This window comes from Pseudomonas prosekii, from assembly GCF_900105155.1.
Taxonomy (GTDB): domain Bacteria; phylum Pseudomonadota; class Gammaproteobacteria; order Pseudomonadales; family Pseudomonadaceae; genus Aquipseudomonas; species Aquipseudomonas prosekii.
On the sequence record NZ_LT629762.1, the window covers coordinates 5312678 to 5325104 of the forward strand.

Sequence of the window (12427 nt, forward strand, 5' to 3'; positions counted from 1 at the left end):
ACAATAAAATAAAAATTGGATCCGCGGTTTAGAGCGATGACAGGGATTTGTGCCGCTGGACGGTTGTATAAGTTTTCGCGCAAAAAAAAGCCCGGCTCTGCAGGTCAGCAGCCGGGCAGGGCAGTTGCAAGTGAAGGTCAGTCCATGTGCAAGACGATTTTGCCAATGTGGTCGCCTGCTTCCATCCGCGCGTGGGCCAGGGCGGCGTCGGTGAACGGGTAAACCTTGTCGATGATCGGCAGGCAGCGCCCGGCGGACAGCACCGGCCATACGTATTCGTACAAGCCCTGGGCGATTGCGGCTTTCTCTTCTTTGGTGCGTGAACGCAACAGTGATCCGGTGATCGACGCGCGTTTGCCCATGATCGCCAGCAGATCGACGTCATTGGCGTGGGCGCCGCCGAGGAAACCGAGCATCACCAGCCGACCTTCCATGCCGAGGGCACTGACGTTGCTGTTGAAATACGAGCCACCCATGATGTCGAGGATCACGTTGACGCCTTTGCCGGCGGTTTTCTCCTCGATGACTTTGGCGAAATCCTGTTCGCGGTAGTTGATCGGCTTGCCGCCGAGCTTGCGAATCGCTTCGCATTTTTCCTCGCTACCGGCGGTGGCATACGCCTCGACGCCGAACTCGCGGCAGAGCATCAGCGCGGTGGTGCCGATGCCGCTGGTGCCGCCATGGATCAACGCGCGCTGGCCTTTGCTGGCGCCGCCGATATCAAACAGATTGGCCCACACGGTGAAGAAGGTTTCCGGAATCGCCGCGGCTTTGATCCAGTCCAGGTCATCGGGGATCGGCAAGGTCTGGCTGGCCGGCGCGATGCAATATTGCGCGTAACCGCCGCCATTAGTCAGCGCACACACCCGGTCGCCCACCGTGAACTCACTGACGCCTTTGCCGATTGCGACCACTTCGCCGGCCACTTCGAGGCCGGGGATCGGGCTCATGCCCGGTTTCATCGGATATTTGCCGGAGCGCTGGATCACATCCGGACGGTTGACCCCGGCGGCGTGCACACGAATCAGCACCTCACCGGCAGCCACCGTCGGCATCGGCACGTCACGCGGCTGCAACACCTCAGGGCCGCCGGGTTCAGTGATTTCGATGAGGGTCATGGTTTGGGGCAGGGACATTTTTGAATTCCTGTGGTGGAAGGGGATATGTAGATGGGATCGCCGGTGCGGCCAAAAAATTCACTGCACACCCGCAGATCCCTGTAGGAGCTGAGCTTGCTCGCGAAAGCGGAGGGTCAGTCGATGCAGGTGTTGGCTGTTACGACGCCTTCGCGAGCAAGCTTTGCTCCTACGGATTTGCGGTGGATGTGGATGTTTGCCCGGCACTGATCCCCTGTGGGAGCTGAGCTTGCTCGCGATAGCGGTCGGTCAGTCGATGCAGATGTTGGCTGTTACGACGCCTTCGCGAGCAGGGTTTTGGTTGCTTGAGCAAGCGCATGGCCAGTTCCAGCAGCAGGGCCACGACGATTGCGCCGCAGGCAATCACGAACAACAGCGCATGCTGACCGCCGCTGGCGCTGAAGATCGCCGAATAGGCAAAACCGGTGAGTGCCTGGAACGTGGCAAACGAGACGGTCGCGCGGCTCCAGGCGATTTGTTGCTGGTGATGATTGGGCACCAGCTCATGCACGCGGGCCAGCGCCAGCGGAACGATGCCGGGCGGGAACGAGCCGAGGATCACCGCCAGCAGCGCCAATGCGAGGAACGAGCTGGAAACCGCCAGCAAACCCAAGGTAATCGCCTGCACCACCAACACAATGCGAATGCTCAACCGCGCGCCAAACTTGTCGGCGAGGAAACCATAACTCACTGGCCCGATGATCGCGCCCAATCCATACATGACCCAGATCAGCGCGCCGACATGCGCCCCGGCGCCGAGGCCGCGAGCGACGAAGTCGACCAGAAACACCATCGCCGGCACTAATCCCGCCGCCATGAACGCGTACTGCGCAAACAACAGATACAGACCCGCTGGCGTTGGCGTATTTGAAGTGTCACCGCTCACCGGCGCAGCATGTTGCGCGCTCGCGGTCGGCCAGCCAAACCAGCTCGCGGCGGTCAACACCAGCGCGATCAAACCCAAGCCAAACCAAGTGTTCTGCAAACCCAGGCTCAGCAGCGGCGGAACAATCGTCCCCGAGCCGGCAATGCCCAAACCGATGCCGAGGAAAATCGCCCCGCTGGCCAGGCCTCGGCGCGACACCGGCACGTGCGGCAACACCGTCGCTGCGACCAACACCATGATCGCGCCACCCGCCACACCCGACAGCAACCGCCAGCCGAAAAACCAACTCACCGACAACGGAAAACCACAGGCAAAAAACGCCAGCGTCACCGCCAGCATCATCAGCCGCAACGCCGTGCTGTTGCCGACTCTACGAGCGAGTGGATGACCGATCAGCGCGCCGATCAGGTAACCGACCAGATTGGCCGCGCCGAGGTACACCACGTCGTTGGCGGAAAACCATTGCGCCTGGATCAGCGATGGGATCAGCGGCGTATAGGCGAATCGCGCCAAACCGATGCTGACCAGGCTGGCGCAGAGGCCGGCGAAGATCGGCAGCCAGATCGCGCTGCGCGGGTGGGTCGATGAGCTGTGCATGAGGAATTGTCCTGTGGGGGTGAACTCATGCGCCCAGCTTATCCAGATAAATTGATGCATTCGCGCAGCGATTTCACGCTAGAGTGATGCGAATTTGCATCATCGATTGCAACCTGTGAGTAATGCCAAATGAACTGGGACGATGCTCGTGTGTTTCTCGCGGTCTGCCGCGAATCGACCTTGCGCGGCGCCGCGCGGGTGCTTGGCGTCGATCAGGCGACCGTTGGCCGGCGTGTCACGGCGCTGGAGAAATCCTTGAGCGCGACGTTGTTTCTGCGCACCTCCGAAGGGTATGCGCTGACGGTGGTGGGCGAGGCGGCGCTGCACGCCGTGGAGAAAATGGAGCTGTCGGCGCTGGAATTGCAGCGCCAGATTCAGGGCCTCGATGATCGGCTGACCGGCATCGTCCGGGTCAGCACCACCGACTCGCTGGCGATCGATTTCCTGATCCCGGCGATTGCCCGATTGCACCGCAAACACCCGGATGTGCGCGTGCAACTCGATGCGTCCACGCAAATGATCAGCCTGGCTAAACGCGAGGCCGACATCGCCGTGCGCAACGCGCGGCCGGACAACCCGGACCTGATCGCCCGACGCATCGCGCGCTGGCCGGTGGGGCTGTTTGCTTCGCAGGAGTACCTCGATGCCCACGGCGTGCCGGCGCCGGGTTCGGCGTTTGAGGGGCATGATCTGGTGGTGTATCAACCGTATCTGGCGGGCAACAAGGAACTGACGCTGGTCTCGGAACCGCTGACGCGCGGGCGGATTGTGTCGAGTCTGGGGTCGGGGCTGTTGGTCCGTCGCTCGATTGCGGCGGGGATCGGCATCGGCGAAATCCCGGTGTACATGGGCGAGCGCGATGGCCTGGTGCGGCTGTGGCCGGAACGCACGCGCCCGGTGCCTTACGATGTGTGGCTGGTAACCCACGCCGACCTGCGACACACGGCGCGGGTGCGAGTGGTGATCGATGAAATCGTCGCCGGATTCAACGGCACCGGCGAATAGCACTGCCGAAGTACCATTCCCGACGAACCAAAACCGATGACCACAACTGATGTAGCAGCTGCCGAGCCCGCGAGGCTGCGTTCGGCGGCGAAGCCGTCGTAAAACCATCCACCTCGGTGTATCAGGTAAACCGCGGTGGATGAATTGGCGACGGCTGCGCCGCCGAACGCAGCCTCGCAGGCTCGGCAGCTGCTACATAAGCAGCGTTGGGCGGGGCGTTTATGGCATTTCCGGCAGTTCTTGCGGCCGCAGGTCGAACACCAGCACTTCGGCATCGACGCCGTTGTTCAGCGTCAGCACTTGCTCCTGACGCACCCGCACGCCGTCACCTTCCTGCAACTGCACGCCGTTGAGTTCAACACTGCCGCGAGCCACATGCACGTAGGCGTAGCGGTCGGCAGCGAGTTCCAGCGTGGCGCTTTCCTTGCCGTCGAACAGCCCGGCATACACCCGCGCATCCTGGCGCACCGACAGCGAACCGTTGGCGCCGTCCGGGGAAATGATCAACTGCAAGCGCCCGCGTTTTTTCTGCGTGCTGAACTGCTCTTGCTGATAACGCGGTTTGGCGCCGCTGACGTCCGGCACGATCCAGATTTGCAGGAAGTGCACACCCCGCGTCGCCGAGTGGTTGTACTCGCTGTGGGCCACGCCGCTGCCGGCGCTCATCAATTGCACGTCGCCGGGGCGGATCACCGAACCGGTGCCCAGCGTGTCCTTGTGTTCCAGCGCGCCTTCGAGCACATAAGAGAAAATCTCCATGTCCCGGTGCGGGTGCTGGCCAAAACCTTTGCCGGCCGCCACGCGGTCATCGTTGATCACCAACAGATCGGAAAAACCCTGCTCTTTCGGGTTGCGATAGTTGGCGAAGGAAAAGGTGTGGAACGACTTCAACCAACCGTGATTGGCCGCGCCGCGATCCGAAGCTTTGCGAAGGGTCAGCATAATGAAATCTCCTGTCAGGACGTGAATTCGTCCGAGTGAGGAGAAGGTTAATGGTTACCAGCGGATGCAATAAGTAGATGAAAATTGAAATACTGTCTCATGCAGGTTGACAGTATAGAAACTGGCGGATGCATTTAGCGGCCATATCCGCAAGACTTGGCCATAATGCAAAACCCTGTAGGAGCAAAGCTTGCTCGCGATGGCGTCGTGTCAGTCAACCAATATTCTGGATGCAAGACCGTCATCGCGAGCAAGCTTTGCTCCTACAGCATCTGGTGCGCAGTGAATAATCTTCTTTTGACTTCAACGAATCCGATCCCATGAAAACCGTGGCAATGGTGCTGTTCCCCGACTTCCTCCTGCTCGACATGGCCGGGCCGATGGAGGTGTTTTCCATCGCCAACCGTTACCTGGCCGCAAGCGATCATTACCTGCTGTCGACCATCGGCACCGAGATCGGGCCGTTGCGCGCCTCCAATGGCGTCAACGTCCAGGCCGACGTGCATATTGATCAGGCCAACGACGCCTATGACCTGCTGCTGGTACCCGGCGGCCCCGGCGCTTACAACGAAAAACCCCAGCCGTTGCTCAACTGGCTGCGCCGCGCCGTGCCGCGCGCCGAACGCTTTGGCTCGATCTGCACTGGCGCGTTTGTGCTCGGGCATGCCGGCCTGATTGACGGCTATCGCGTGACCACCCACTGGCACTACACCGAACGGCTGATCAAAGGCTTCCCGAATGCCAAAGTCGAAACCGATCAGATATTCGTCGAGGACCGCAACCTGATCACCTCGGGTGGCGTGACCGCCGGTATCGATCTGGCGTTGGCCGTCGTCGCTCAGGACCACGGCAAAAAAGTCGCCCAGGATGTCGCCAAAGTGCTGCTGGTGGTGATGAAACGCCAAGGCGGGCAGGCGCAGTTCAGCCCGTTGCTGGCGGCGGTCGGCGCGCCTGAAACGCCGATCACCCGTGTACAGAATCACGTGCTCGAACACCTCGACGAAGCGTTCAGCATCGAGCGCATGGCCAGTTTGGCGAACATGAGTTCGCGCCACTTCGCGCGGCTGTTCGCCCGCGAGGTGAACATGACGCCGATGGAGTTTCTGCAAAATGCGCGCATCGACCATGCCCGCCAGTTGCTCGAAAGCAGCGACGTGCCGCTGAAAACCGTGGCCTATAAAAGCGGCTTCGGCAGCGTGCGGCACATGCGTTTCCTGTTCAGTGAAAAACTCGGTCTGACCCCCGCGCAATACCGCGAACAGTTCAGTTAGAGCGGTTGTGTCCGTGTGGCGCACCGACATGTCCGAATTGCGCACATTGGCGTAGTTGTGCCGTCATCGATGCCTGCCAAGATGTCGGTGAACGTTTTGCAATGGAGGTGCGGGAGTCTGGATGGAGCGGTGCCAGCATGGTTTCAGGCACTTGATCGACCAGGTTTTCAGCACGTGAACGTGCATGAACAGCCCCACAGAATTCACCGGCGATACGCTGCTGCGGTTCGGCCCGTACGTCTTCCACCCCAGTCAACGGCTGATCCTCGACGGCGATCGGCCGTTGCGCATGGGCGGGCGCGCGCTGGACATCTTGCAGGTATTGCTCGAACACGCCGGCGAGGTCGTCAGCAAAGACGCCTTGATCGCCCGGGTCTGGCCGACGTCGGTGGTCGAAGAAATCAACCTGCGCGTGCACATCGCCGCGTTGCGCCGCGCCCTCGGTGATGGCGAAAACGGCCAGCGCTACATCGTCAATATTCCGCAACGCGGCTACAGCTTTATCGCCCCGGTGCAGCGCCTGCTCGACGCAACGCCGCTGCACCTCGACAGCACGCAACCGCCGCAGCACAACTTGCCGGCGCGGCTGACCGCCGTTACCGGCCGCGACTCCATGGTCGGCGGCGTGGTGCGCCAATTGCCGCTGCGACGCTTCATGACCTTGGTCGGCCCGGCCGGCATCGGTAAAACTACCGTGGCGTTGCGTGTCGGCGAACTGCTCTTGCAGCATTACCGCGACGGCGTCTGGCTGGTGGATCTGGCGAGCCTCGAAGCGCCAGCGCAACTGCACCAGCACCTGAGCCACACGCTGCCATTCGGCGCTGACCTGAGTTGCCGACATGCCTTGCTGGTACTGGATAATTGCGAACACCTGCGCGCAGGTTGCCGCACGTTGATCGAACAACTGCTCGCCAGCGCGCCACGCTTGTCGATCCTCGTCACCAGCCGCGAGCCGTTGCAGGCGCGCGACGAAACCGTGCAGCGCGTGCCGCCGCTGGAAGTGCCGCCGGTTTCGGCGTTGCACAGCGTCGCGCAAGCGATGGGTTATTCGGCAGTGCAATTGCTGGTCAGCCGCGCACGCACGCGGCAGCAGGGGTTCGTTTTGCGCGAACAAGACCTGCGCGCGGTGCGCGATATCTGCCGGCGGCTCGACGGTTTGCCGCTGACCATCGAACTGGCCGCCGCGCAGATTGGCGCGTTGGGGTTGGTCGGGTTGCAGGCGCAGCTCGACAATTGCCTGCAATTGCTGACTCAGGGCCGGCGCACGGCAGTGGCGCGTCACCAAAGCCTGCGAGCCGCGCTGGACTGGACTTTCCAGTCATTGAGCGCGCAGGAGCAGAAGGTTTTGTGTCATCTGGCCACGTTCAAATCCGCGTTCACCGTCGAGGCGGCAAGCGGCGTGATCTGTGCCTCGGTGCTGGCGCCGATCCAGCTGTCGTCGATGCTGGAAAAACTGGCGCGCACGTCGCTGCTGTCGGTCGAACAGGTCAACGGCCTTTCACGTTATCGCTGGCTCAACACCACGCGCGCGTATGCGCTGGAGAAACTCACCGGCAGCGGCCAGCAACGCGCGATCGAACTAATCCACGCGCAATACGTCAGCCGCGCGCGGATGATTTCAGGCGTGCAATTGAGCGCCGAGTTCGTCGAGTAAACCCCGGACCTTCATCAGGTCCGGCGTCGCATAACCTTCAGTGAAACGCGCGTAAATCGGCGCCAGCAGTTCATGCGCCTGTTGCGCCTGACCCCGACGCTGCCAAAGCTGCGCCAGTGACGTCGCGCTGCGCAGTTCCCAGGCCAGCGCGCCTTGTGCTTGCGCCACCGCCAACGCCCGCAGCAGCACCGCTTCGCCGCTTAAAGAAGGCGCTTCGCTGCTGCGAGAGAGCGCTTCGCCGCTTGGAGAAAGCGTTGCGCCCGGCGCATCTTCTTCGGCCAGCAGCGCCTCGCCGCGCACGCGGAAGATCTCTGCGGTGCACCAACCCGCCGCGCCGCTTTCTGCGCGCGCGAGCAAACCTTCATCGACCCCGCCACCGTGCAGCGTCAGCATGATTTCCTTGACCAGACCGACCCCCGGTTGCGCCGGGCCGTTGGCGCCGTCGATCACCTGCGCGTAATGCCGCGCCCAGTTATAAAACAGCAGCACCGAATGCTTCTGCGCTTGTTCCAGCAACAGCCGCAACAGTTCGCGCGCGTTGGCGCTGTCGCCGTTGTAATGCGCGATCAGGCAACCGGCCAGCGCCAAGGTGTAGCAAATCGAGGTGCCGTGGTTGATCTGCAGCGCGATGTCCAGCGCCTGCCGCGCCGTGCGCCAGGCTTGTTCGGGCTGACCTTGCAGCCAGAGGATGCGCGCGAGAATCGTCAGCGCCGCGACGCTCTGGTCGTATTGCACGCCGAAACCGTGGGTGAAACGGTTGAGATGGCCGCTCTGCGCCAGGCGCTGGATGACCTCTTCGGCGTGGGTCCGCGCCTGCTGCTGATCGCCGCAGAAGTGCAGCGCCAACACTTTCAAGCGGTGAGTGCTGAGCGACAACACGGCGTCGCCGTTCAGGCCCAATTGGTCGAACTCGCGGCTCTGTTCCAGGGCCATTTGGTAATTGCCGCAGCTGAGATTGACCGCCATGTGCCCGGACACCGCGCGCAACTGGCCGGCGACGTCCTGACTCGCTACGGCCAGGGTTCTGGCGCTGACAAACGCGTCGATGGTTTCGGCACTGCCGCCCTGAGCGTGATAACAGGAACTACCGAGGGCCAGTTTCAGCGACAGCGTCACTTGCGGGCACGGCGCGGTGGCGCTATCCAGCAGCGCCAGGGCCCGGCGCACATACACGCCATGCTCCTTGAGCAGCGACAGTTCCTGCCACAGTGGCATCGATGTCGCCGTCAGACGGATCGCCAGTTCCTGCGGACCGCCCGCGTTCAAACCCCATTCCAGCGCGGCGCGGATGTCTTCCAGACCACGCGCGTAGCGCTCGATCCACAGGTGCGTGGGGGTTTGCTCCCAGTCGATGTGCGCCTGTTGCATCAGCGCCAGGCAACGCTCGGCATGCCGCTGCCGGGTGTCCGACAACTCGGCGGCGAGGTGCAGTTTTTCCAGGGCATAACTGCGCGTGGTGTCGAGCAAACGATAGAAAACTTCTTCGTCGCCGACATCAACGTTGAGTAAGGACTTGGCGACCAACTGAGTGATCGAGGCGAACACTTCGTTGGGTTCAATCTGCTGGCCAACAATCACGGCGGCGGCGGAGGCGAGGGTGAAGCCATCGCGAAAGATCCCCAGTCGGCGCAGACAGGTTTGCTCGCAGGGGCTGAGCAAATCGAAGCTCCAGTCCAGCGTCGCGCGCAAGGTCTGGTGCCGCGCCAGAGTGGTTTGGCAGCCTTGGGTCAGCAGGCGAAAACTGCCTTGCAGTTGCGTGTGCAAACCGCTGACGCCAAGGTCGACCACTTGCGCCGCCGCCAGCTCGATGGCCAGCGGAATGCCGTCCAGGCGTTGGCAGATTTCGATCGCCAGCGGCAGTTCTTCATCGCTCAATTCGAAGCTGTCGTGGTTGGCCATCGCCCGTTCGACAAACAGTTGCAGCGCGGAAAAACTCAGGGCCTGGGCGCGGTCGAGCACGGCAATCGGCGGCGGGCAATCCAGCGACTCCAGGCGTTGCACGTATTCGCCCTCGGCGCGCAGGCTCTCGCGGCTGGTGGCGAGGATATGCACCTGTGGTGCGCCGCGCAGAATGCTTTCGCAGAGCAGCGCAATCGCATCGAGCAAGTGTTCGCAGTTATCGATCACCAACAGCATCTGCCGCTCGCGCAGCACGCTCGCCATGTCGCTCATCGGCTCGGCGTCGTGCAGGGCCAAGCCCAGTAACGACGCCAGATGCGCGTCGATCATTTGCGGGTCGTTGATAGGGGCGAGGTCGAGCAAACGAATGCCGTCGCGGTAATGCCCGATCAGCTGTTCGGCGACCCGCAGCGCCACGGTGGTTTTGCCGATGCCGCCGGGGCCGACCAGCGTGATGAAGCGCTGACGCGCGAGTTGCGTGACCAGGCTGTCGACCAGCGGCTGGCGCCCGATCATCCGCGTGCGGCGCACCGGCAGGTTGTGCCGCCGGGGCGGTTGCACCTGCGGCTCGCAGCGTTGCGCAGCGGGTTCGAGCGAAAACGGCGCGACAAAACTGTAACCGCGCTGAGCGACCGTGACGATGTAGCGCTGGCCGGCCTGACCGTCGCCGAGGGCTTTGCGCAACGCCGCCATGTGCACGCGCAAATTGATGTCTTCGACTACGCTTTTCGGCCACACCTGCGCAATCAAATGCTGTTTGCTGACCACATTCCCCGCGTGCTCGAGCAGGATCAACAGGATGTCCATCGCGCGCCGCCCCAGCCGCACAGGCTGCTCGCCTTCCAGCAACAGACGGGTGCCGGGGTAAATTCGGTAAGGGCCGAAATGGATGGCCTGTTCGGGGGAAAGAGTCAACGTGGCGCTCCTGCTTGCATCCGTCTAATACGCGGTTTGTGGGCATATTCCCAAGGGTTGCGCGGCAGTGCAATCAGGGCGCGCCTGACTGTCAGGTGTTCATCGCGACTGCTACGTTCGGTGCGCGCGCGATCAGCGTGTATTTATTGGGCATCCGTGTGACAAACGGAGCTTGGTCGGGGCGGACGGCGTTTTGAAAATTAACAACGTTTAACTCGTCGAATGTCTGGTCTACGCCCAAAACTCTACGGCTTCAAGTCCAACGAAGGCCGTCGTCTTCGCAGTGTTAAGGGAATGGACACTTTTGGAGTTCACCGCAATGAGCAACGTGGTGGTGGTCTATCACAGTGGCTACGGGCACACCCGCGTCATGGCTGAAGCCGTCGCCCGAGGCGTTGAACAGCATCCGGGCAGTACCTGCCGGCTGATTTCTGTGGAGGACGTGGATGCGCAATGGGCGCACTTGCACGCGGCCGACGCGATCATTTTCGGCGCCCCGACTTACATGGGCAGCGCCTCGGCGTCGTTCAAGAATTTCATGGAAGCCACCGCGGCGTTTTACCTGGCCCAGCCGTGGCGCGACAAACTCGCTGCCGGGTTCACCAATTCCGGTTCGCTGTGCGGCGACAAACTCAACACCTTGCTGCAAATGGCGGTGTTCGCCGCGCAGCATTCGATGATCTGGGTTGGCCTCGACCTGTTGCCGGCGCGCAGCAGCAGTGGGGTGTTCGACGGCCAACTGAATCGCCTCGGCAGCTCGCTCGGGGCGATGGCGCAATCCAACGTCGAGCAAACGCCCGGCGACGCACCACCGCCGGAAGATCGCTGCACCGCCGCGCACCTGGGCGAGCGGGTGGCGCGGCTCGCCGAACGCATGAATAGCTGATCTGCCTGATTTTCTTCATCTACCGTTCACATCCCACCGAAATGGAGCACGCCACATGAGCACCTTCACCACGCGCGACGGCACCGAGATTTATTACAAGGATTGGGGCACTGGGCAGCCGATTGTCTTCAGCCACGGCTGGCCGCTGAATGCCGACAGTTGGGAATCGCAGATGAAAAGGCTATCGGGTCATCGCCCACGACCGCCGTGGCCACGGCCGCTCCAGCCAGCCTTGGGACGGCAATGACATGGACACCTACGCCGACGACCTCGCGCAGTTGATCGAGCTGCTCGACCTGAAGGACGCGGTGCTCTTCGGTTTCTCCACCGGCGGCGGCGAAGTGGCGCGCTACATTGGTCGTCACGGCACTGGCCGGGTGGCCAAGGCCGGGCTGATTTCTTCGGTGCCACCGCTGATGCTCAAGACCGAAGCCAATCCGGGCGGCTTGCCGCTGGAAGTGTTTGATGGCATCCGCCAGGCTTCGTTGGCTGACCGTTCGCAGCTGTACAAAGACCTCGCCGCTGGCCCGTTCTTCGGTTTCAACAAGCCTGACGCAAAACCGTCGCAAGGCATGATCGACTGGTTCTGGCTGCAAGGCATGAGCTCCGGCCACAAGAACGCTTACGACTGCATCAAGGCATTTTCGGAAACGGATTTCACCGAAGATTTGCAGAAATTCGACGTGCCGACCTTGGTCGTGCATGGCGACGCGGACCAGGTTGTACCGATTGAAGCGGCGGGCATTGCCTCGGCAAAACTGGTCAAGGGCTCGACACTGAAAGTCTATCCGGGCGCGCCGCACGGTTTGACCGATACCCATAAAGACCAGCTCAACGAAGAACTGCTGGCCTTCCTCAAGGCCTGATCAAATACCAAACCTGTAGGAGCAAGGCTTGCCCGCGATGGCGGTCTCGAAATCGCCATCGCGAGCAAGCTTTGCTCCCACAGAAGGTATTGGGCTTAGTCGACGATCTGCGTCCAAGTAAAAATCCTTGTGGGAGCAAGGCTTGCTCGCGATGGCGGTCTCGAAGTCGCCATCGCGAGCAAGCTTTGCTCCCACAGAAGGTATTGGGCTTAGTTGACGATCTGCGTCCAAGCAAAAATCCTTGTGGGAGCAAGGCTTGCCCGCGATGGCGGTCTCGAAATTGCCATCGCGAGCAAGCTTTGCTCCCACAGGAGGAATTGGGCTTAGTCGACGATCTGCGTCCAAGTAAAAATCCTTGTGGGAGCAAGGC

General features: G+C 61.8%; 8 protein-coding genes and 1 pseudogene. 5 read left to right on the forward strand and 4 right to left on the reverse strand.

What is annotated here, in order from left to right; all coding sequences use genetic code 11:
* Positions 1–137: 137 nt before the first annotated feature.
* Both BLU01_RS23995 and BLU01_RS24000 read right to left on the reverse strand, forming a co-directional pair.
* Positions 138–1136, reverse strand: a complete 999-nt coding sequence (locus BLU01_RS23995) for an NAD(P)H-quinone oxidoreductase (protein WP_092280133.1) — start codon at positions 1134–1136, stop codon at positions 138–140.
* Between the two features lie 169 nt (positions 1137–1305).
* Positions 1306–2619, reverse strand: coding sequence for a YbfB/YjiJ family MFS transporter (locus BLU01_RS24000; protein ID WP_092280135.1), 1314 nt, complete (start codon positions 2617–2619; stop codon positions 1306–1308).
* A gap of 129 nt (positions 2620–2748) precedes the next feature.
* Here BLU01_RS24000 and BLU01_RS24005 point away from each other — a divergent pair, with 129 nt between their 5' ends.
* Complete coding sequence (locus tag BLU01_RS24005) at positions 2749–3624, forward strand: LysR family transcriptional regulator (RefSeq protein ID WP_092280137.1); 876 nt, start codon at positions 2749–2751, stop codon at positions 3622–3624.
* A gap of 219 nt (positions 3625–3843) precedes the next feature.
* Here the strand turns inward: BLU01_RS24005 and BLU01_RS24015 are convergent, their stop codons facing one another.
* A complete protein-coding gene (locus BLU01_RS24015) occupies positions 3844–4566 on the reverse strand; it encodes a pirin family protein (protein ID WP_092280141.1) in 723 nt (240 codons plus the stop codon).
* A 320-nt stretch (positions 4567–4886) separates the two neighbouring features.
* Between BLU01_RS24015 and BLU01_RS24020 the strand changes: the two genes are divergently transcribed.
* On the forward strand, positions 4887–5837 hold the full coding sequence (locus tag BLU01_RS24020; protein WP_092280143.1) for a GlxA family transcriptional regulator: 951 nt from the start codon (positions 4887–4889) through the stop codon (positions 5835–5837).
* Positions 5838–6021: 184 nt separating this feature from the next.
* Positions 6022–7491, forward strand: a complete 1470-nt coding sequence (locus BLU01_RS24025; RefSeq protein ID WP_092280145.1) for an ATP-binding protein — start codon at positions 6022–6024, stop codon at positions 7489–7491.
* Here BLU01_RS24025 and BLU01_RS24030 read toward each other — a convergent pair.
* Positions 7456–10305, reverse strand: coding sequence for an ATP-binding protein (locus BLU01_RS24030; RefSeq protein ID WP_092280147.1), 2850 nt, complete (start codon positions 10303–10305; stop codon positions 7456–7458). The genes BLU01_RS24025 and BLU01_RS24030 overlap by 36 nt on opposite strands.
* 319 nt (positions 10306–10624) lie before the next feature.
* Between BLU01_RS24030 and BLU01_RS24035 the strand changes: the two genes are divergently transcribed.
* Together BLU01_RS24035 and BLU01_RS24040 are read left to right on the forward strand one after the other, a co-directional pair.
* Positions 10625–11191, forward strand: coding sequence for a flavodoxin family protein (locus BLU01_RS24035; protein ID WP_092280149.1), 567 nt, complete (start codon positions 10625–10627; stop codon positions 11189–11191).
* 55 nt (positions 11192–11246) lie between these two features.
* Positions 11247–12057, forward strand: a pseudogene (locus BLU01_RS24040) (alpha/beta fold hydrolase).
* Positions 12058–12427 lie beyond the last annotated feature (370 nt).

Bases quoted from the DNA above. Each gene is read 5' to 3' on its own strand.
- BLU01_RS24015 (WP_092280141.1), bottom strand. From the start codon at position 4,566: ATGCTGACCCTTCGCAAAGCTTCGGATCGCGGCGCGGCCAATCACGGT.
- BLU01_RS24020 (WP_092280143.1), top strand. From the start codon at position 4,887: ATGAAAACCGTGGCAATGGTGCTGTTCCCCGACTTCCTCCTGCTCGAC.
- BLU01_RS24005 (WP_092280137.1), top strand. From the start codon at position 2,749: ATGAACTGGGACGATGCTCGTGTGTTTCTCGCGGTCTGCCGCGAATCG.
- BLU01_RS24035 (WP_092280149.1), top strand. From the start codon at position 10,625: ATGAGCAACGTGGTGGTGGTCTATCACAGTGGCTACGGGCACACCCGC.
- BLU01_RS24025 (WP_092280145.1), top strand. From the start codon at position 6,022: ATGAACAGCCCCACAGAATTCACCGGCGATACGCTGCTGCGGTTCGGC.
- BLU01_RS24000 (WP_092280135.1), bottom strand. From the start codon at position 2,619: ATGCACAGCTCATCGACCCACCCGCGCAGCGCGATCTGGCTGCCGATC.
- BLU01_RS23995 (WP_092280133.1), bottom strand. From the start codon at position 1,136: ATGTCCCTGCCCCAAACCATGACCCTCATCGAAATCACTGAACCCGGC.